Raw genomic sequence first — 22859 nt, forward strand, 5'->3', positions numbered from 1 at the left:
CTACCACGCTTCCGCGAGACGGCCAACGGCCGGCTTCGCTGTTTCAATCGCGGCGTCCTTCCAGCCCTGACGTCCCGTACGCTGCCCTTGGCGGCGCAGCTTGCGCATGTCGCTCAGCCCCTCGATATTGACGGCGGGACCGGAACCGATGGTTTCGACCGGTCGCGGCGTCAGCAGCGCATCGAGACGAGCCTGGCCGGAGAGGCCGAGCAGGTAGAACGTCCCGCCGTCCTTCTTCGCAATCCAGGTTTCGATGCTCTCGCTACCCTCGCCGTCGACGGAAATGTTGCGCACCATGCTGGCGCCGGTGAAGTTGCTGCAGCAGATGTGGTTAGGACCGTAATTGGTGACGGTTGCCGAGATGTCGCCGGTGTAGAACACCACATAGGCATTGCTGACATTGGCGTTGCCGACCTGGCTCATCGTGAACACGCCGTCCGGCTGGTACAGCTGGATCGTCGGCCCGTTGGACGGCGCCAGCGTGCGGTTGTTGAGCAACACCTGCTGCGTGGCGGTGGTGAGCAGGAGCTGGCCCGGGACATAGCCGTTCAGGATCGTCACGGCGTGCGCATCGGTGAAGAAGTTCGCGTCCACCACCTTGAACTGGTTGACGATGATGCTGTCCGGGTCGATCGAGATGTTGGCGGACTTCGCAACGCCGCCGTTGTAGCCGGTGATGTTCATGATCAGCGGGACCGCTGGGTTCGAGCGGATCTGCTCGCCCCTGACGTTGATCGTGTCTGCCGCAAGATCGAGCTCCCTGACGACGCTGACCCAGCCGATCGTCAGGTCACCCGACGAGGTCATCTTGACGGTGTCGCCGCTGATCCGGTCGAACGAGACCGATCCGGCCACCTCGAAATGTGTATCGCCGTGCGCTGAGATTGATCCGCCGCGGAGCGAGCCCGTGTCGGACTTGACGTCGAGGTCACCGGCATCGCCCGGGATACCCGTCGTGGTAAGCTGGCTGAAGACAATGTCGTTCACGGCGTGCACGGTCTGCGTGCCGCCGCTGGTGGCGGTGCCAACGGTGATCCCCCCCGCGGTCGCGGTGATGCCGAGCGTGCCGCCCACGTTGAGATTATCCCAATGAACGACCGTTCCGCCCAGGACCGCGTTGCCGGTCGAGGCTGTGAGGTTATGACCGGTGTTGGTGCCCGCCGCGATCAGCCTGGCCGAGCCGTTGGCCGTGACCGACCCCAGCGTCGGCACGCCACCGGCCATCACCGTCTGCGCCAGGATGAAGCCGTTGTCGGCATTGACATTGATACTGCCGGCATCGCCGGTGATGCCCGTGGCGGTCAGGGCGTTGAACGTCACGTTGTCCCGGGCGTGGATAGTCTGCGCGCCGCCGCTCTGCGCGGTCTGGAAGGTGATGCTGCCCTGGCTCGCCGTCGCGCCCAGCGTCGTGCCGACGTTGAGGACGTTCCAGTTGATCGGGCCGCCGCTGGCCGTCAGCAGCCCCGCGCCGGTCGTGGCGGCGAACGTGTTGCCGGTGATGGTCGTGGCGGCAACCAAGCTCGCCGAGTCATGGGCCGAGACCGAGCCCTGGCTCGTCACGCCGCCCGACGTCACCGTCTGCGCCAGGATGAAGCCGTTGTCAGCGGTGACATTGATGCTGCCGGCATCGCCGGTGATGCCCGTGGCGGTCAGGGCGTTGAAGGTCACGTTGTCGCGGGCGCGGATGGTCTGCGTGCCGCCGCTCTGCGCGGTCCGGAAGGTGATGCTGCCCTGGCTTGCCATCGCGCCCAGCGTCGTGCCGACGTTGAGCGTATTCCAGTTGATCGGGCCGCTGCCGGCCGTCAGCAGCGCCGAGCCCGTCGTCGTAGCGAGCGTGTTGCCGGTGATGGTCGTGGCGGCAAGCAGCGTCGCCGAGCCGTTGGCCGAGACCGCGCCCAGGGTGGTCACGCCGCCTGATGTCACGGTCTGGGCCAGGATGAAGCCGTTGTCGGCAGTGACATTGATGTTGCCGACGTCACCGCTGTTGCCGGTGGTCGCGAGCGACTTGAATGTCACGTTCTGGCCGGCATGAACCGTCTGCGAGCCGCTGCTGTCGGCGGTGCCGATGACGATGCTGCCGTTGTTGGCGACGACACTGAAGCTGCCGCTCGCACCGGTCGCGGTGCCCGCCAGCACCTGGTCGAGCGTTAGCCCACCGGTGCCGATGATGTCCACGTTGCCCTTCACCGCGGAGAGCAGGCTCGCCTCGGTGTCGGTCAGCGCCTTCAGGTAGATGCCCCCGGCGCTCGCGCTCGCCGACAGCCGTACCGCGTTGAGCGTGAACCGACTCGTCGCGTTGCCGATGCCGTTCGACGCGTTCAGCGACACCCCGGCGCCCGCGCCGGATGCCACAAACTTGGTCTGGCCGTCGCCATTGTCGATGATCGCTCCGAGCGAGGCGACGCCGCCTGCGGTAACGATGATCGAGGGCGCGTTCGAGGCCGCCGCGTAAGACAGCAACGAATTCAGCTGGCCGATCGTCGCATCGCCCGTGGTGGTCACCGAGATCACACCAGCCGCGTTGATGGCCGAATAGGCGCCCATCGACAGCGTCGCGGCGACCAGCGTCACGCCGCCCGAGCTGCTGGTCGCAACCACCGGCGCCGCGCTGGCGCCGGCCGCGAAGGTCATGCCGCGGTTGGCGAGCAGCTGCATCAGGCCGTCGCTGGTGATGCTGGTATTGATGGTGAGCGCGCCGCGCGGCACGTTCAGCGTCAGTGCGCCGCCGGCCGTCAGCGCCCCATAGGCGCCGCTCGTGCCGACCATCAGATCGCCGGCGACCGCGAGGATGCTGAGGTCGCCGACCGCCGAGCCGGTCACCGCGCCCGAGATGTTCACCTGCAGCGGCTGGAAGGTCGAACCGTTGAAGCCAATATTGCCGCCGGCGCGCAGATCGAGGTCGACGCCCAGGATGTGGATCGCCGTGCGATCCGTGAAGTCGGATTCGGCGTAGATGCTGCCCGTCGCGGCGAGCTGGATCGCATTGCCGGCGGCGATATTGCCGAGGACGAGATCGCCGGTGGTCTGCTTCACGTAGATGCCCTGCGCCGACGAAACCTGGTCGAGCTGGTCGTTGCTCGGATCGGCGAACGCGATCTGAAGCGCGTTCGTGTTGGTCGCGGGATTGCTTCCGGCGGCCCCGGCTGCACCGACATTGCCGCGCTCCGCGATCAGGGTCAGGTTGCCGATATCACCTGATATGACCGGCCCGCTCACATTGGCGAAGATGCTGGTCACGGCGTCGAGCTTGACGTCGCCGCGGCCGGTCACCTGGATGCCGCCAGCCTGCGCGGCCGCGATCGGGCCGTAATTCGCGGTGACGCCGCCGAGCGCGAGGCTGTTCTTGCTGCCGAGGTAGATGTTGGTCAGCGCCTTGGCCGAGATCGCGATCGGGTTGTCGACCACGACGAGGTTCTGCTGCGACAGGCTGACCGTATAGGTCGTGACATGGGTCGTGGGATCGGTGACCGCACCGACGGTGAGCTGGCCCGGACCGGCGGTGGCCAGCAATCCCCTCTGCTCCGGCGTCAGCGAGGAGGCATCGACGCTGGTGAAGGTGAACGTCTGGGGCGCCGCCGAATTGCCGACCGAGCCGCGCGGCGCGTAGAGCATGATCTGGTTCGCACTGACATTGGCGACCACGTTGTCGTCGATCGGCGGCGGCGCCGCGCCGACGGCCGACGGCGACACCGTGTAGGCGAGCTGGCTCTGCGTCCACTGCGAGCCCGCCGTGATGATGCCGTAGACCCGCTCGGTCGAGGCCAGCGTGTAGCTGTAGGTCGCATTATAGGCGTTCAGCGCCGTCTGCAGCGCCGTATTGGTCGGCATGCGCTGATTGGCCGTCGAGACGCCGTCGAACAACTTGGTGAACAGGGTCGACGACAGCGAGCTGCCGAACAGCGTTCCGAGCGGATCCGAAGGAGCGCTGCCGAGCAGGCTGGTCAGCGAGGTCTTGAGCTCGTCGGTGGTGATCTTGCCGAGCAGGAACTGATCCCGCAGGAACCGCGTCGTGGCCTCGGTCTTCATCTGCGTCGTGGTGACGTCGGCCGGGTCGATGCCGAGTTTGGCCGCCACCTGCGCCCGCAGCACCGTCTGCCCCACTGAGGTCGGATTGTAGGTGCTGCCGTTCGGGAAGGCGATGTTCCTGAGCTGGAAGTAGTCGTTATAGGCCGACGTCACCATCGACTGGTAGCTGTTGACGGCGTTGGTGGCGGCGTTGCCGCTGAGCAGGTCGAGGCTGGCCCAGACATCCTGCAGATGCTGGCTCTGCGCCTGGGTGAGGCCGACCGCCGCCCGGCCGTTCAGGATGCTGGCCTGGTTGCCGTCGGAGCCGGCAGCCTCAAGGAACACCGGACCGCCGGTCGACTGGATCGTGCCGAGGCGAAGGTCGCCCTTGGACTGGATGATGTAGGTGCCCGTGGCCGAAGAGCTGTCGAGCACGCCGCCATCGACGGCGCCGCTCGCCTGAACCGTCCCCGTCGCCTGGATCACCAGCGGATTGATATTGGTCAGGGTGGAGGCGTTGTTGACGACGGCGCTCGTCGCGCCGATCGCACCGGACGTGGAGTTGATCTCGATATTCTTGCCGATCACGACCGGGTTGGCGACGTTGTAGGCGGAAGCCGAGTTGATGTCGCCGGTCGCCGACAGGAGGACGTTGCCCTGCGGCGTGGCGCCCGCGGCATTCACCTTCACCTGGTTGATCGACAGCGCCCCGATGGCCGAGATCGCGATGTCGCGGTCGATCGAGCTCGCGGTCAGGCTGCCGCCATAGAGCTGCACCTGGACGGGCGCCTTGGTGGTGCCGAGCGTGCCGATACCGCCGTCACCCCGAAGCGTCACGCTCGTCCCCGAGATCACCGGGTTGTTGGCATTGGCGCCGACGGTGATCGACGAGTTGGTGCCGGTGGCGGCAAGCGTCGTCGTGCCCTGCTGGTTGTTGATCGACCCGTTGATGACGATGCCGGAGGTCGAATTGACCACGACGTCGCTGCTACTGCCGCCGATGAACTTGATGTTGATCGGGTTCGACGCCTTGACCGTGTTGGTCAGCGTGAGCGTCAGGTGATCATAGATCGCCTGGTACCAGTTGTACTGGGCGTCCGCGCCGCAGCACGCGTTGGAATGGGTGTTGAGTCCAACGGGGCTCCCATCCGGATTCACGCCTCCCGCCCAGTGATAGCTGCCTGTGGCGGTGGTGACTTTCTGATAGTTGCTGCTCTGCGTGCCTGAAACCAGGTTGGTCGAGCGGGTCCAGTTCTCGCCGGTGACCTGATTGGGCGTGAAGCTCCAGCCATAGTCGAACTGCGTGCTGGTGGGTAGACGATCCAGCGTCGCGGTGTCGACCCATTGATAGAGCATGTTCTCCTGCGTCGCGTACTGGACGCCCGCCGTACCGGTCCTGGCCGTAAGCATCGACGGGTCGATCGCGGCCGCAGTGACACTGTTGGTCTCGTACCGCGACACCTGCTGGCTGCTTGCAGCCTTGGGATCGTAAACCCACCACGTCGTCTTCCCCTTGAGCTGGTCGACGATCTCGACCACGCTCTGGGCAGTGACGCTGGTATTGATGGTGTTGGTGACGAGCTGGAGCCCGCTGGTGTTGTTGACGGTGACCGTGCCGGCGCCGCCTTTGATCTCGATGTTACCCTGGGTCTGGGTGTTGTCGGTCGAGGTCGAGATGATCTTGCCGTTGAGGTAGACGTAGCCGCCGGCGCCCTGCGCCACGCCATTCAGGATGAGCTGGTCGGTGAGAGCGTTGTACCTGACCCCGATCTTGGCGTCGCCGCTGGCCGACGCCGTCACGGAGCCCGAGATGTCGTAATAGACGCCGTTCCGCGCATTGGCCTGGGCCGCGGCAAAATCCGCGCCGCCGTTGCGATTCTTGAGGCCGTTGCTGCCATAGATGGCATCGTACGCAGCGGCGCCGATGTTGACCGAGTAGTTGCTGCTCGAGCCGGCCTGGATGATGCCGTTGATGTTGATCACCGACGCCGAGATGATGACCGCCTGGCCGCTGATGGTCCGGGTGGCTGTCGCGGTGGCCGGCGAATCCGCGGTCTTCGGCGTGATCGCATCCGGCTGGATGTTGATCACCTGGAAGAAGCCCGAGCTGTCGCAGGCTGACGCACAGTTGAACGGCGTCTTGTACGGACCGCTATCGGTGTAGACGTTGCGGCCGTCATAAGTCGTTTTCTTCCACTGCGCGAGCACGACATTGGCCGAGTCCTGCGACTGCCCCTCGATGATCTTGAGGGTCGCGATGTCAGGCACGCTGCCGGCATCGGGAGTGCTGGTGTTCCCAGGCGTACCCCTGCCCACCGGCAGGAAGATCGATGAATAGAGCGAGGTGCCGTCGTAATACGTCATCAGCATGCGCGCGGTGAAGATCGTGCTGGCGTCGGCGTTGCCGACGGGTTGATACACTCCGTGGCTGCCGTCGGTGCAGCAGTAATAGAAATAGGGGTGATCGGTTCCCGAAGCGATATGCGGAGCGGTATAGTAGTCGCCGTAGGCGCCGAGATAGGTCGCCGCCGTCATCACCGCGGTCAGCGTGTCTTCCGGCCTGTTTTCAGTGGTGGCCCATTGCGAGGTGACCGCGCTGCCGCTGTCGTAGAAGCTCCCGATACCGCCGAGGAAGGTGAAGGTGCCTTTGGGCACCACGATCTGGACGGTCGCGGCGCTGAGCGACTGCGATGCGACGACGCTGCCGAGATTGTTGATGATCTTGAGCAGGCCGTTCGCGTTGTTGACGGCGCCATTGAAATAGATGTCGGGCGTGCGGGTCAGCACGTTGCCGTTCTGGTCAATGCCCTGACCGGAGTCGGGATCCAGGCGGTTGTAGGTGGCGGAGACGTCGATGACCGGCGTCGCGCTCGGCATCGCGGTGAAGGTCACATTGGAATGCGAATCCGGGTCGACATGGTCGATCTGGCGATAGGTGATGTTACCTCCGGTCACATCGGTGACCGTGAGGTTGCCCAGGCTCATGAAGTCGAGGCCCTTGTTCTCGATCTTGATCAATGGCGAGCTGCGCGCGATGACCGCGGGCGCGGCAGGATTCGTGCCGCTGTTTCCGGTGAGCTTCTGCGCCAGGATCGAGACGTTGCCGGCGGACACCAGGATGTCGCCGAACGCAAAGGCGTTGCCGGGCGCGTCGGAGGTGAACGGCGCCTGCTTGATCAGCGTGTCGATCTGCCGCTGGATGTCGCCGGTCGGATCGGTGCCGGACGGCGACATGATGGCGGGCGCCGTCGGAGTCGCCGCCGCGAGCTGCGCGCGGACCTGCGTCGCGGTCAGGCCGGTCAGCGTCGCCAGCTGGCTGACGACCAGATCGTAAGGATTGAAGTTGCCGACGATAGTGTACTGAACCGTCTGGTGGTTCCAGCTCATCACCGGACTGAAGTGGTTGACGTCGGAGACGGACTCGAGGACCGACGAGGAGCCGTTGGTCAGCGTCGAGTCCGGACTGGTCGTGCTCAATGTCGGCGTGGATGCGCCCAGATTGATCGTGATCGTCAAATCGTTGTTGACGCCAGCAACCACCCGGCCGTTGAGCGCGACGTCGCCGGTTCCACTGGTGTGGCTGTGGTTGTCGCTGTTCTTGGCGCTGAAGATGTCGAGATACGGGTTGTAATTGCTGCCGTTGCCGGTGGCCGTGACCTGCCCCTGCGTGGCGCCGAGATAGATGTCGCGCGCGCCGAGAATGCTCGAGGTCGGAGCGAGCGTCAGGCTCGTGGTGTCGTCGGCATTGGCCGTGCCGCGATAGAGCGCCGAGATCGGAATGGCGGTGTTGTTGTAGACCACCGTCGTCGCCGTCGCCTGCACGCTGCTGAAGACGGTGCCATCGCCGGACAGGCCGGCATACATGGTGATGTCACGCCAGGCCACGATCTTCGCGTTGTCGCCGACATTGACGGACTGGTTGGCATGGACCCAACTGTTGGTGCTGGCGCCGACGCCCGCGATCGCGCCGTAGAGGCTGGCATTGGCGTTGTTCGCCGCCGCCATCTTCGCGGCCGTGCCGACATAGATCTTGCCGGCGCTGAACAGCTCGCGGGCGTTGATGTTGACCGCGAGCGTGGCATTCGCCGTCATGTTGGATTCGGCGCCGCCGCCGGCGAAGAAGCTGGCGGTGGCGAGGCTCGCGGTATCGTTGGTGCTCAGCGTGTTGTAGGCCTCGATGTTGATCACCGCGGTCGAGGTCCTGGGATCGTCGTTGAGGCTCAGCACCGTGCCGGCGCCGATATTGGTATTGACGCGCTGGGTCACGAAGGACTCGCTCAGCGCCGCCGCTCCCGAGAATGAGCCGCCCGAGCCCGATCGCGCGCCGCCGCCGGCTTGGTTGACGATGTCGTTGGCGATGACGACCATGTCGCCGGCCGCCGAGTTGATGATCAGATGCGTCCCGATCTCGGCTGTCGTGGTGGAGTCGACGTCGTTCCTGGTCTTGCCGGCGGACACGCCCGCCGTGGACGCCTGATAGGCGTCGCCGCTCGCGGCGTAATTCGTGGTATGCGTCGCCTCGATCGTGAGGCCGCCGAGATAGAGCGTGTCGTCCGTCGAGCCGCCGTCGAACCGCGCATTGGTTACGGCGGTCGAGCTGGTGGTGGCGACCGCCGCCGCACCGGCATAGGTACCGCCCGCGCCGACTATCGCGTTGGAGAAATTCGTGTCCCTGCCGTCCGCCTGGATCGTGAGCTTGCCGGTGTAGGCGGCGCGGTTCAGGGCGTCCATATCTGCGGGCGCGCCCAGATAGGCGTAGGTTTTCGCGTCCGACGACGTTTGGGCCACGGTGGCGCCGAGGGCCAGGAAGCCGCTCGAAAGACCGGTCCCCTCGGCATATTGCGAGCTGTCGTTTTCAGCCGTGATGGACACGTCGGCATTGGGGAGCCGGATTCCCGCCCCGCCATAGGCCTTGACCGTCGCGTTTTCGGAGGCCCTTGCGAAACTGCCCTGCGCGCCGATCAGCGAGCCGCCGCCGCCGGCGAGCGCCTTGGCCCAGGTCGTCGTGCCATAGATCGGCGTGGTCGTGGTTCCGTTCGTTTGCGTGCCGATGATGGGGACGAGCGCCATGGCGGTCACGGCGAGCTTGCCACCCGAGAAGCTGGTGTTGTCACCGACATCGGCCGTGACCGTGGCTCCGACGGTCGATTGGGCGATGGCGACGCCGACCGCGCCGCCGCCGACCGACACGCCGATCGCCTCGCTCAACAGATTCGGCTTGATCGCGGCTCCCACCAGCGTGCCGTCGCCGGTCGCAGACGTGGTGATGACTGCGCCGGATCCGATCTCGGCGAGCACGCCCGAGTTTTCGTGGGCCTCTGCATCCGCGCCGGCGCCGGCGACGATACCGCCCGAGAGCGCCGTTGCCGTCGTCGTCAAGGTGCCAGCGCCCGAGGCCCCGACACCCAATGTCGAAGTGTTGACGGTAGCGTCGTCCAGGACCCGCGCTGTGACGGAGCTGTTTCGGCTTGCCGTTGCGACCGAAGCGCCGGCGGCCACGGCGCCGGCACTTGCGCCGCCGGTGAAGACGACCTGGCTCGTTGAATCCTGCGCCAGGACGGCGACGCCGTTGCCCCCCGTGCCGGTGATCTGGCCGCCAAGCAAGGCCACCACGGTGTTGCTGACATTGCCGACCGCCACCGAGGCCTGAGCGCCGAAGTAAAGCGCCGCACCGCCGGCGATCGCCTCGGTATCGATGGTCTTGCCGGCATAAGGTCCGTCGGTCGCATCCTTGACGACCGCCAGGACGTTGACGGCGGGCGCCGCGACGGCCAAAGGCGTATCCGCGGCCACCAGCACGCCGGCGCCGTTGCGTCCGTAGTCGCTGAGGTTGGCGACCACGGTGCTGTTGACGCTGGTGTAGCCGATGCCGGCGCCAATGCCGAGATTCTTGGCAAAGCCCGCGCCGAGCAGATACATCTTGGCCGCGTTGGCGCTGGTGGCCGAGACGTTGACTTGCGTGCCCGTGACGTTGCCGCCCGCGATCTGGGCGATGACCGCGTCATTGCCGCCGCTCAGGATATTGCTGACGTCGTAGGTCGAGCTGACATTGGCACTGTTCGGATTGCCGGCCGTGCCGCTCGCGACGGCACCACTGCCATGCATGTTGCTGGTGCCGCTGTTGACGGACGCGATGGTGCCGTTGCTACCTTGGTTGAGCTGGCCGGTCTGCTGGCCCTGCGTGTCGGCGTCCGCGGTGTTGGTGCCGATGATGATGACGCCGACGGTCGCGCCGATGCCGGCGCTGCCGCCGATGCCGGCGGTCACCGCGTAGGACAGCACCTCCTTGGTGCTGAGCGCGTTGACGTTGATCGCGCCTGACGAGTTCAGATTGCTGTTCCAGCTCTCGGCAACGGTCCGGCTCTTGAACACGATGACGTTGGCCGCAGCGCCGACGCCGACCCCTCCTCCGCTGGCGCCGACCGCGAGCGCGCCCGCGATCTCCTTGATCGCGACGTCCTCGTTGGCGTTGACCGTGACCGCGCCGGCCGCACCGCCCGTCACCCCCTGCAGCGTGGTGTCGTAGACGCCGGCGATGGTGTTGTTGTTGGCGACCTCGATGTTCGCCATGCCGGCGATCGCGGCGGTGCCCGTCGAGAGCGCGCCACCGATTGCATAGGCCTCGAAGCGGTTCTTGGTCTTGGCTTCGACGTCGAGCGCACCGCTCAAATTGAGCGCGGTGGTGTGCGCGGCGCCATTGCCCTGATAGCGGAACTCATCGCCGACATAGGCCAGCGTCCGGTTCGAGGAGACCTGGACCAGGAACGCCGCGCCGATCGCGGCCTGGCTGCCATAGGCACCAGAGCCGTTCGCGGAGAAGATGCCGGTGTTGTTGTTGGCGTTGACCGTCAGCGACGAAGCGGTCAGCGCGCCGCCGTCGACATAGGCTTCCGTGGTCGCCTGGAAGACGTTCAGGCCGACCGAGCCGCTGTTGAAGCCGATCGCAATCGAGGACGCATCCTGCTCCGCATTGGCCTTCACGGTCACGGCGCCCAACGTCGCGCTCGACGACTGGACGCCGCCGACCGTGGCATTGGTGATATAGGCGAAGGTCTCGCGCGACATCGTCGTCGAGACAATCGTCGCGCCACCGCCGCCGCTGCTGCCGTAGGCGATGCCTGCGCCGAATGCGCCGGAATAGGAGAAGCTCGATGCGGCCACCTCGATCTGCGGCTTGAGCGTCGGCGAGGTCAGGCGCGTGTCGATGGACGCGCTGTCGATATAGGCTCGTGTCGCCCCGCTCATCACGTTAGTGATCGGGTTGATCATGATCGAGATGCCGCCACTCGCGGCGACCGACGCGACGTTGGTCACGACAGCCTGGTGCGAGCTCGCGACCACGGCGAGGCCGCGCAGGACGTCCTGGTTCTCGGTGAGGTCGGGCGTGGTGTCGGTCGGCGCGTGGGCCGTGCCGAGATCGAAGGCATGGACGAGGGTGCCGTTGTTGACCGACAGCGTATCGGTGGTGCTGGTCCCGAGCGCGTCGACCTTGGTGTTCGCGCCGCTGATATAGGCCGCAGTGGTTCCCGTGATCTGGTTGGTGACCAGCGAGCCCGCGCCGCCCGCCGCCCCCTTGCTGATCGACACCGCGCCGCCGAACACGCCAACCTTGTCGTTGTTGCCGGCGATCACGGCGACGTTGTTGGTGGCGATGACGTCGGCGCCATTGATACCGTTGGTACCTGCCGCCGTGATACTGGCGGTGACGTTGGTCCCCATCAGATTGGTGGCGACCGAGCCGGCCAGCCCGACCTGCGAGGACATCGCGATACCGACGGCGACCGTCGAGATGCTGGCGTTCGAGTTCGCACCGACCGCGACATTGCCCGAGGCGGTCAGCTTGGAGCCGGTGACGCCGGCGCTGACATTGTTGGCGATGCTGCTGTAGACAAGCGCCAGACCCGCGGCGCTTCCTTGCGTCGAGGCGCCCGCAACGGCGGCGGTTCCGGTAATGCTGGAATTGTCGGTCGCGCTGACGGAAATGTTCTTGGCCGTGACGGACGATTGCGTCGTGCTGGACTGGTTGTTGCCGATGGCCGCGGAGACGGTGTTGGAGATGCTGCTGATCGTGGTGCCACCGACGCCGGCAAATTGTCCGGTCGCAAGACCGAAGCCAATCGTGACCGACTGGATCTTCGAGGAATCGACCGCGCTCACGCTGACATTGCCGTTGCTGCCGGCCGTCAACAGGACGTTGGCGATATAGGCCGAATGCGTCGTTGCGATGGTATCGTAGACGATCGAGGCGCCGACATTGTTCTTGCCGGCCTGGACGAGGCCGGCAACGGAGACGATGCTGGCGCCCGGACCGTTACCCGTGCCGCCGTTGAGCGCAGCCGCGCCGAAGTCGATGCAGTTCTGCCCGCCCGTGCCGCCCGCGACCGTACATGTGTCTTCGGCGAGATGATTGTTGTTCGATTTCTTGACGAGGTTTCCGAGCGCCGTATCCAGCGCCGACACTGCGCCGCTGTCCGCCAGCACCGTTACGCGGCCAACGTCGATGTTCACCGTGGCGCCGCTGCTGATATAGGCCGTCGTGGTCGACGAGATCTCGCTGACGACGATCGCGCCGGCAAGCCCGTTGGACCCTGCCCCGCCCGAGGCCGCACCGGCGGCGATCACGCTGGCGCTGTCGGCCAGCACCAGCAGCGTGTCGTAGTTCGAGATCGAGGTGCTGCGGATATGCGCGTCGGTCGCGTTCCCACCCGTGGGATCGGCAATCGACGCGTAGGTCAGCCCGATGCCGACGCCGGCCTGGCCACCGGCTATATAGAGCGACCCGCCGCCGATCGCGATGTTCGTGGTCTGGTAGGCGTCGACCTCGAGCGCGCGATTGACGCCGGTCGCTTGCCCCGTGATCGTCGAGCTCTCGATATAGGCGTTGGCGCTGTCCGTGATGATGCCGACGGAGGCCGACAGCGACGCCGCATTGGATTTCGATCCCGCCACGCCGATGGCGACGACGGTCTCCGAGCCGCCGTTGAGCGCCTGCACCGTCACCGAACTCTGGTTGTTCACGGTGGTGCCGTAGATATAGGCGAGTGTCGCGTTGTTCGACATCGCCGCCGCGATCGCACCGCCGATCGCAGCCCCCTGGGCGGACCCTCCGGCCAGATTGAGCGCCGCGGAACCGGAACCATTATTAAGCATGGTGTCGTTCAGCGCCTGAACGATCGTGTTGGTGAGCACGGCGCCGGTCGTGGTGTACTTGTTGACCGTCGTGTTTTTGATATAGGCGCTGGTGCCGAGCGAGACGTCGCTCACCGACGAGCTGCCGGCGAGGTCGAGGCTGAAGCCGCTGGTGCTCGATCCCGAAGTCGAACCGATCTTGCCCGCCGCCGTCGTCACGCCGGCGGTGCCTCCGGTCGAGGCGGCGCCGGCAGCGCCTGCCTTGTCGGAGAAATTCGACGACGCCGGGTCGGAGACGGCTGCCGCCACGGCGGCCGCGGTGATTCGCCCCGACGTGGTCGCGCTGAGTGTCAGATTGTCGACATTGACCGCCCCGCTTCCGCCGCTGGTGCCAGCGAACGGATCGTTGGCGCTGAACACGCCGGGCCGGATGTCGGAATGGTTGTCGCCGATATAGGCGGAGGTGTCGGTATTTGCGCCGAGATAGGCGACCGACAAGCCGACCGCCGAACCGCCGCTCCCGTTATAGCTCATCGCGCCGGACAGCGTCACGACCGACAGATCCTGCTGCGCCAGGATGCCGACCGTCGGTGCATAGACGGTGGCCTGGCTCGATATCGACGCGTGCGTCGTGTTGTTCAGGAAACCGAGCGAAGTGATGCCATTCAGCGCCAGCGTGCCGGCAGCCTTGCCGGACGACGGTGCGACAGCGACGAACCGGTCTGAAGTGATCGCATTGACGGCGATGTCGTCCGCCGCACGCAGCGTCGCGCGGTCCGAAACGCCGGCGATGGTATTGGTGTTGAACTGGACGAGATTGAGCGCGCCGCCGACGGAGGAGCCGCCCGAGGTGTTGCCGAACAGGAAGCCGAGCGTGCCGACATTGCCGGCGGCGTCGATCGACGCCGTGGTCGTGGTGGCCGCGATTTGGATGCTGGCGTTGTAGGTATGGACGTCGCCATTGTCCATCCCGACCGACCAGCCGGTGCCACTGCCGCAGGCCGCGGTCGCGCAGGTCGCCGTCAGGCTCGCGCTTCCGGCCACCCACGCCGTCGTGTTGTTGTTCACGACGAAATGATTCAGCGAACCGGCGATGCCGATCGTGTCGCCGGCGTCCGCGGTGGCATTGGCGTAGCTGGTCAGGATGTTGCCGCCGACGCCGAGATTGCCGTTGAGGTGGCTCAGCACCGCGCCCAAACCATCCCACTTCAGCCAGGAATTGGTGATCGGCAGTTCGGTGGTGGCATCGACGGCGATGTTCGCTGCGTTGATCAGTGTGCCATTGCCGACATAGGCGTTCGAATTATGCGTGAAATTGCCCCAGGCGACGGCCGCGCTGATCGCGGTGCTCTCGCCGGACACCGGATCCTTCGTGATCGCGCTGGACGTCGCATTGCTGCGAACGCCGCGATCGATGACGTTGCTGGCAACGGCAACGTTGCCGCTGGCATAGATGCTCGGCGCGCCGCCGCTCGGATTTTGCGCGATCGCAGCGGTCGCGCTCTGGCTGCTGTTGGCCAGCGACAGCGCGCCTGCGACCTTGAAATCGAAGCTCAACGGCATCAGCGAGCCCATATGGTCCCTGATGATCGACGTCGGCGAGGTGACGGCGCGCAGTCCTCGTTCGATCGCCGCGATCAGCGCCGGCAGGCCGGCGATGGACGAGGCCATCGTGGAATTGCTCGTCGTGTCCGACGTCGCTTCAACGAGAACGGAGCCGTTCATCCGGTTGGCGGTATCGGTTCCGAGCGATGCGCCGAGCGTCGCGGTCGCGGACGTCGTGATGTCGCTGATGGCGAACGCCCCGCCGACGGCGCCGCTCGCCCCCGTCCCGGGTGCCGCGACCGACGTTGCGCTGGTCGAGAAGGAATTGTTGTTGATCGCGCGCACCTTCAGCGTGCTGCCGCTCGTGTTCACCAGGCCCGCCGCAATATGCGCGCCGGTCGCAACGTTGGCGGTCGTCGACACTGATCCCTTGGAATAGGCCACCGTCGGGACGATCTGCGCGCTCGTCGATGCCGCGAGGGCAGAGACGGCGATGGTCGCGTCGTTGAGCGCCTTGACCTCGAGGTTGCCGCCGGCGTTGACCGTCGCGCCCGAGGCCACGTTGGTCGTGGCAGTGCCGTCGATCTTGCCGACGACCACGCCGGCCGCGACCGGCGTCAGGCTGCCAAGCAAGGTGGAGGCGACCGCCGGATCCGACGCGGTCTCCGTGGCATGCGCGGAAATGGTGACATCGCCGCGGCCGTTGATGTCGGCATGGCTGTTGATGTTGATGGTCGCAGTGGCGCTTGCCGCGACATAGCCGCCATTGAGCCCGAGCAGCGATGCGGCCAGCGTCGAGCCGACGAGCGCGAAATCACCGGCCACGGAACCGTTCAGGAAGCTCGACACGGCCGTCGAGGTTGCGGTGATCGAGACGATGCCGCCGGTAATCTTGCCGTCGACCGTGATCGACGTCGCGGCGGTGGCCTGGCCGGACAGCTTGATGTCGCTCGCCGTCGCCCTCAGCGTCACGTTACCGTCGGCGTAGGTGGTCCCGCCGAAATTGACCGACTGGGCCAGGATCTGCGCGCCATTCATGATCTCGATGTTGGGCGCGTCGATGATGACGTTGTTGGCGTTGCCGGTCGAATGGCCGGAGCCATCGAGACGGCGGGCATCGATCATCGCATGCGCGGCGAGCGTGATGGAATGATCCGCCTGGATGAGGTAGTCGGCACCCGCGCTGAGCCCGGCGAGCGCATTAGCGATGGAGCTGTTCGACAGCGTCACGCCGGAGTCGCCCTGGGCGGCATCGCCCACGACCACGTCGGTGGGGTCGATCAGCAGCGTGCCGGCCTTGCCGTTGTCCGCACTGAGATCGACCTTGATGCCTTTCCCGATGTCGATGATCCCGTTCGCGCTGAAGTCGACGAGACCGGCATTGCCCGTCTTCGCGCTGGCATCGAACCTGGCGCCGCCCGCGACGGTCAGGTTCTGCGCCGCCTTCAGGCGGATCTCTCCGGCATTGCCGTTTGCGCTTGCGATGTTGAGATTGGCGTTCTTGCCGACATCGATGTTGTTGCCGGCCTGGACGGTGATGTTGCTCGGCGTTGCGGTCTTGCTCTGCGCGGTCAGACGTCCGTTGACCCTGGCATTGTTGACCGCACCGATATGGATCGAGCCGTTGCTGACGGTGATCGAGCTGGCGCTGCGCAGGCCCTTGGAGTTGACGGAGGCCGCAAATTTCGCGGCGTGATCGAGATTGGCGATGTCGCGCTGGGTGGCGCCGCCGACATAGACGTTCTGCCCGGTCAGCCGCACGCCATCCTGCGCATTGACCCGGCCGTAGATGCGGATGTTGCCGTCGGGCGAGACCGGGAACGAGCCGGCCATCAGGTTGCCGACGGCCGACTGGTTGATCGCCCCGCCCGCGCCGATCAGGCTGTCGGTGAACTCGCGCGTCGGCGTCGAGACGTTGAGGCTGCCGACATTCACCGTGCCGGAACGGCCGACCACGAAACCCTTGGGATCGGCGAAGTAGACGTTACCGCCGATCGCACCGTTCATGTAGGAGTTCAGCGTGCCATTGACGTAGACCGGCGCGTCGCGAACGATGTTGACGAGGTTTTGCGTGCCGGTCGGCAGTTGCAGGTTGACGGTGTTGCCCTGCCCGACGCTGAACTGCGAGAACGAGTTGAAGGCGTTGTTGCCGGAGACCGTCGACGTCGTGATGTTGGTGACGCCGCCGGAGGTCTGCAAGGACGTCCCGGTGCGTCCGTCCGGAACGATGACGTTCGCCGTCTGCGCCTGAACGCGGACGCTGAACACCGGCAGGAAGACCATCTGCATCGCGCAGAGCAGCGACATCGAGCGGAAGCGCGCAAGCCCCCGCAGCGTCGTCAGCTCATCGTTGTTTCGCGTCGCAGATGGTCCGCGCATTTCATATCCTCTTCATCGGCATTGGCGCCGATCCACAACCGGGTGGGAGAATGTCGTCGAAGGCGTCCGGCATCAGAACTGGCCGGGCGGCAGCTTGAAGATGTCGGGGCTCTTGGCGTCGGCCACGTAGAACAGCAGCAGGCTGGTCGGGGTCAGCACACGCTGGTTGTTCTCCTTGTTCTCGAACGTGCCTTGGAGCAGCAGGATCACCGAGCGGTCCTTGGCGTCGCTGCCGCGGAACATCACGATGCCGCCGGCAACCGGCATGTTGACCGCGATGGAATCAGGCTTGAAGCCTTCGCCCATGAAATGGGCGCGCAGGATGTTGGCGTTGGAGAACAGCTTTTCCGGCGTTATCGCCGCGTCGGTCCCCTTCGACCAGACGGCGCCCACCTGGATCAGCGACTTGGACTTGTAGCCGAACACGTAGGAGAGCTCGGCGGTACCGCCGTTCGGCAGCAGCTCGGGAACCGACATGAGGATGCTATGCGTCAGCTCGGACGCGTTGTCCTGCGCCTTGATGGCGTCGGGCTTGGCGTTGAAGTCCTTGATCATCGCCGCGCGCACGTCGGCTTCGCCCATGCCGAACTTGGCGGAGCGGAAGCCGTCGATTGACTTTGCCTTGTCGTCCGCGCCGGCGCTCGGCGCCTCGGTCGTGGCCGCCGCCGGGGCGCCGGCCGCCGGAGCAGCCCCAGCCGCAGCAGCCTTCGGGGCTTGCGCCGCCTTCTGCTTTGGAACGGCGCCCTGAGCCGCCACCGGACCTGTAGCCACAAAGGTGAGAAGGCCGACGAGGGCCGGAACGAGATAGATTTTGCGCATCGAGAACCTTCGAAACAACTTGAAAGAACGCTTCAAAAATCGGCAGTCACGAAATCGGCTTCTCCGAACCGCCGTCGCAACCGAGACGGAAAATGTTGCAATGCCATAAGGCGCTACAAAACATCACGGAGCAGACAAGGCTCGAACAGCGACTCCTCAGCGGCGTAGGAATACGGTATCGGGTTGCCAAACGCTGCGAATGAACATTCACAAGCGCATTTTTTCATCAATTGTGGATGCCGGCGGTTCGCGCTAAGCATCCGCCTTGGGGCAATCATCATGCAAAGAATTTCATGACCGAACGGCCTTCCGCTTTCGCGGTCGATCGCCGCGGGTTCATTCGCCTTGCGGGGACAAGCGCTGCGGGATGGCTCGCGCTCGGCGCAACATCTGATCGCATGCGGATCGTCGCCTCGCTGACGGGATTACCGCTCGACGACGAATTGACCAGAAGGAGCATGACCGACAGCCCGACCTCCCGCCTCGGCGGCCTCATCGTGGGTTTGAGGCAGCGAGGCTGGGTCGAAGGCGTCAACTTCCGCCTCGAACTCCGTTCGACTTTCGGCAGCTCCGATAGACTGAAGACCGCGGTCCAGGAATTGCTGGAGCTGAAGCCGGACGTGATCCTGACCGGCTCGACGATCGAAACCGCGGCAGTCCTGGCAGCCACCAAAACCATCCCGATCGTCTTCGCGACGGCCAACGATCCCGTCGGCAATGGCTTCGTCGAGAGCCTCGCGCATCCCGGCGGCAACGTCACCGGCTTCACCAACAGCTCCGCCGAGATGGGCGGCAAATGGCTTCAGCTCATCCGGGAGGCCGTGCCTGACGTTGCGCGCGTCGGTGTGCTGTTCAACCCGGCGACCACGCCGCGCGGCGGGCGCTTCTTCCTCGACTCCATCGAGCAAGAGGCCGCAGCATGCGGCGTCTCCGTGGTCCCCGCCCCCGTCAACGCGCCAACGGAAATTGACGAGGTCATCAGGCGCCTCTCCGAGCCGCCCAAAGCGGCGATGGTTGCGCTGGTCGACAGCTTCCTCGTGATCCACCGGCAGGCGGTCGTGGCGGCAGCGGCCAAATATCGCGTCCCCACGATCTATCCGTTCCATTATTTCATGGATGCGGGCGGGCTGATGAGCTACGGGCCGACGCTCGAAGTGCGCTCGGCCGACTATGTCGATCTGATCCTGCGCGGCACCAAGGCCGGCGATCTCCCGGTGCAATCGCCACGCAAATACGAGCTGCTGATCAACCGCACGGTCGCCCGTACGCTGGATTTGACCATACCGTTCACGCTGCTCGCACGCGCCGACGAGATTCGCGAGTGAACGAGCAGGTCGACCAGGGACATTTGCGGACGCCTCCCGGCCGGCTGTTCCGCAAATATCTCTACTCGATCGTCGCCCTCGCCTTTGCCGCGCTCGCCATCAACACCGGCTTCGACGTCTGGTTCTCCTATCGCGAGCAGAAGCAGCTCCTCGCGGCAACCCAGCGCGAGCAGGCAGCGTCGGCGGCCATTCAGATCGGCCAGTTCATCGGCCAGATCGAGAACCAGATCAGATGGCTCTCCCGCCTGCCCCCGGAGCTGTCGACGAACGAGGACGAGCGCCTGAACGCGATCCGCCTCCTGCGCCTCTCGCCCGCGATCGCGGAAATCGCCGAGCTCGACGCGCAAGGCCGCGAGCAGGTGCGCGTGTCGCGCCGCGTCGCGGACAGGATCGGCAGCAAGATCGACCTCGCCGCTTCGCCCGCCTTCCGTGGCGCCAACGAAAGCCGGACCTATTACGGGCCGGTCTACTTCTTCGGCGACACGGAGCCGTTCATGACGATCGCCGCGCGCGGGGCCGGCCGCGGTCCCAATGTGATCGTCGCCGAGGTCAATCTGCGCTTCATCTGGGACCTCGTCGCGGGGATCAGGGTCGGCAATACCGGCAAGGCCTATGTGGTCGACCGCATGGGGCTGTTGATCGCACATCCCGATTTGTGGCCGGCGCTACGCCGCAGCGATCTTTCGGGACATGCCGACGTTCGAGCCGCACTCGACGGAGTCGGGCCGCCGTCAGGCGGCCTGGTCAAGGAAGACCTGTCCGGTCAACGCGTGCTGTCGACCTATGCGACGGTGCCCTCGCTCGGCTGGCTGGTGTTCGTCGAGCTCCCGCTCACCGAAGCCTATGCGCCGATCTACGCGTCGATCGGCCGCTCGACGTTTCTCCTGGTCGCTCTGCTCGCCTGCGCGGTGCTGGTCTCGCTCTTTCTCAGCCGGCGCATGACCGTGCCGATCCAGATCCTGACACAGGGTGCGCGCCGGATCGGCAGCGGCGATCTCGGCCTGCGGCTCGCGATCAAGACCGGCGACGAGCTGGAGGCGCTCGGCGACCAGTTCAACCGCATGGCCGCGCACTTGCGCGAATCCTACGCGACGCTCGAGCGCAAGGTCATCGAGCGGACCTCCGAGCTCGAGAAGGCGCGCGACCACGCCCTCGCCGAACATGACGCGGCCGAACGTGCGCGCAGTATTGCCGTGCAGGCCAACGAGACCAAGTCGCGCTTCCTCGCCGTCGTCAGCCACGAGCTGCGCACGCCGCTGAACGGCGTCATGGGCGTGCTGCAACTGCTGGACGACGGCAGCCTCGGCGAAGCGCAGCGACGCCATCTCGCCACCGCCGCCGCATCGGGCGAGACGCTGATCGCGCTGGTCGATGCCATCCTGGAATATGCGCGTCTGGAGGCCAGCGCCGAAACGCTGGAGACGCGCGACTTCCGTCTCGATCAGCTCATCGAGGCCGCCGCCGATCTGATGCGCCCACAGGCCTTCGGCAAGGGACTGACCTTCGATCTCGCCAGCGACGTGACGGTCAACACGTCCGTGCACGGCGATCCTGTCAGGCTCAATCGCATCCTGCTCAATTTGATCGGCAATGCCATCAAATTCACTCCGCGCGGCGGGATCGGCTTGAAGGCGTCAGCGGAGCAGCACGAGGATCACATCCTGCTGAGCATTACGGTTCGCGATACCGGCATCGGCATCGCGCCGGACATGCACGAGCGGATCTTCGAGGATTTCGTGCAGGCGGACGATAGCATCGCACGGCGGTTCGGCGGCACCGGCCTTGGCCTTGCGATCGCGCGGCGGCTGACGCGCCTGATGCGCGGCGAGCTGACGGTGGAGAGCACGCCGGGCGCAGGCAGCACGTTCGCGCTTGAAGTACCGCTCGGCCTTGCCGCGAACGGCATCGCGCAAGGTGCGCTTCCGCCGCCGTCGCGGCGGCTTCGCGTGCTGCTGGTCGACGACGATCCCGTCAATTGCCAGGTCGGCGAAGCCATCCTGAACCGGCTCGGCCATCATCCCACCATAGCCAGAAACGGCGCCTCGGCCGTCGCACTCGCCCGCGATCAGGCGTTCGACATCATCCTGATGGATCTGCACATGCCCGACATGGACGGCGTGGAGGCGGCCTCGCAGATCGGCAAGCTCGGTCTGCCGAGGATGCCGCGCATCATCGCCGTGACCGCCGACGTCTCGCGCAGCGCACGCGAGCGGCTCGCCAGTGCAGGGATCGCCAAGGTTGTCAGCAAGCCGATCCTGATCAATGCCCTGCGCGAGGCGATCGAGGACGATCCGCCGGACCAGCCGGCAGAGGTGCGGCTCGCCGCAGGCGCGTTGATCGACCGGCATTTCCTCGACGACCAGAAAGAACTGCTGGGCGCCACGCAAATCGCCAAGCTCCACCAGCTTCTGCGGCAAACGAGCCAACAACTGATCGAGGACATCGCCGAGGCTGCGGCGATCGACGATCACCTGCAGCTGGCGCGATCCGCACACCAGCTTGGCAGCGCGGCGAGCGCGCTCGGCCTCGTTCGCCTGTTCGAACGCTGCCGCGAGGTTGAGCTGGCGGTAGCCACGATGTCCGCATCCGAATGCCACGGTGCCGCCCGCGAACTTGCCGCCCTCCAGAAAGCTTCGATGAGCGCGCTGGACGAATTGCTTCTGCCCGTCGAACAGCGTTCGGTCAGCTAGCCGCGGCGCGGCTGCGTACGCCCGCCTCATCCTCCCGTCCAAACCGCTCGACCAGAAAATCAATGAACAGCCGTACCTTCACCGACAAATGCCGCGTCGGCGGATAGACCGCATAGAGCGCGAGCGGCGGCGCCGAATAATCATCCAGCACCGTCAGCAACTCGCCCTTCCGCAAAGCGTCGGCGGCGATGAACTCCGGGAGCAGCGCGAGCCCCCTGCCCTTGATCGCGACGTCGCGCAGCACTTCGGCGTTGTTGACGCAGAGCGACCAGGTCGGCTGGATCCAGTGATCGCCATCCGCGCCGGTAAGCTTCCACTGATTGCCGGTGAGCAGGAAGCCGTAGGTCAGCGACGCATGCTCGCGCAGATCCTGCGGATGCTTTGGCGTGCCGTGCCGCGCGAGATAATCGGGCGAGGCGCAGATCATGCGCGCCACCGGCGTGATCTTGCGCGCGATCAGGCTGGAGGATTCCAGTTCGGCGATCCGCAGCGTCACGTCAAAGCCGTCCTGGACCGGATCGAGCAGATCGTCGCTCAGCACGATCTGGAGCTGAAGCTCGCCATAGCGCGCCATGAAATCGGCCAGCACCGGCCCGAGCCGCATGGTGCCGAACGACATCGGCGCGTTGACGCGCAGCAGCCCGCGCGGCGCGGACTGGGCTTGCGCCACCGCCTGGTCCGCGGCCTCGATCTCCGAGAGGATCACGACCGCGCGCTCGAAATAACGCTGGCCGTTCTCGGTCGGGCTCGCGTGGCGGGTGGTCCGGTTCAGGAGCTGGACGCCGAGGCTCTCCTCGAGGTCGGCGATGTATTTGCTGATCGCCGACCGCGACAGCCGTAGCTGACGGCCCGCCTCGGCAAAACTGCCGCTTTCGACCACCTTCACGAAGGCCCGGAGGCTAGCGACCTTATCCAAGCTGCCGCTCCAGCGATTGTTTCCAAATCGTAGACATAGACGTCATATTTG

Annotated in this window: 5 protein-coding genes; 2 read left to right on the plus strand and 3 right to left on the minus strand. The window is 65.6% G+C overall.

The window, feature by feature from the left end; translation table 11 throughout:
- Both ACVWW6_RS35940 and ACVWW6_RS35945 read right to left on the minus strand, forming a co-directional pair.
- Positions 1–17058 carry a leukotoxin LktA family filamentous adhesin gene (locus tag ACVWW6_RS35940; RefSeq protein WP_456682412.1) on the minus strand — a complete coding sequence of 5686 codons (17058 nt, stop codon included), beginning with the start codon at positions 17056–17058 and terminating at the stop codon, positions 1–3.
- Between the two features lie 72 nt (positions 17059–17130).
- Entirely contained in the window at positions 17131–17877 is a 747-nt protein-coding gene (locus tag ACVWW6_RS35945) for a hypothetical protein (RefSeq protein ID WP_028172137.1), read from the minus strand.
- Between the two features lie 293 nt (positions 17878–18170).
- On the opposite strand from ACVWW6_RS35945, the gene ACVWW6_RS35950 reads away from it, so the two are divergent.
- Positions 18171–19202 (plus strand): ABC transporter substrate-binding protein, encoded by a 1032-nt coding sequence (locus ACVWW6_RS35950; protein ID WP_060913005.1) that lies wholly within the window; start codon positions 18171–18173, stop codon positions 19200–19202.
- A complete protein-coding gene (locus ACVWW6_RS35955; RefSeq protein ID WP_456682413.1) occupies positions 19199–21892 on the plus strand; it encodes an ATP-binding protein in 2694 nt (897 codons plus the stop codon). Before ACVWW6_RS35950 ends, ACVWW6_RS35955 begins: the two co-directional genes overlap by 4 nt.
- Here the strand turns inward: ACVWW6_RS35955 and ACVWW6_RS35960 are convergent.
- Complete coding sequence (locus ACVWW6_RS35960) at positions 21885–22808, minus strand: LysR family transcriptional regulator (RefSeq protein ID WP_028172140.1); 924 nt, start codon at positions 22806–22808, stop codon at positions 21885–21887. The two genes, ACVWW6_RS35955 and ACVWW6_RS35960, sit on opposite strands and share 8 nt — an antisense overlap.
- Between the last annotated feature and the right edge of the window lie 51 nt (positions 22809–22859).

This window comes from Bradyrhizobium sp. USDA 3311, from assembly GCF_054062495.1.

What these genes read in the sequence shown, in the direction of transcription:
- ACVWW6_RS35940 (WP_456682412.1), bottom strand. Translation starts at nt 17,058, where the DNA reads ATGCGCGGACCATCTGCGACGCGAAACAACGATGAGCTGACGACGCTG.
- ACVWW6_RS35945 (WP_028172137.1), bottom strand. Translation starts at nt 17,877, where the DNA reads ATGCGCAAAATCTATCTCGTTCCGGCCCTCGTCGGCCTTCTCACCTTT.
- ACVWW6_RS35950 (WP_060913005.1), top strand. Translation starts at nt 18,171, where the DNA reads ATGACCGAACGGCCTTCCGCTTTCGCGGTCGATCGCCGCGGGTTCATT.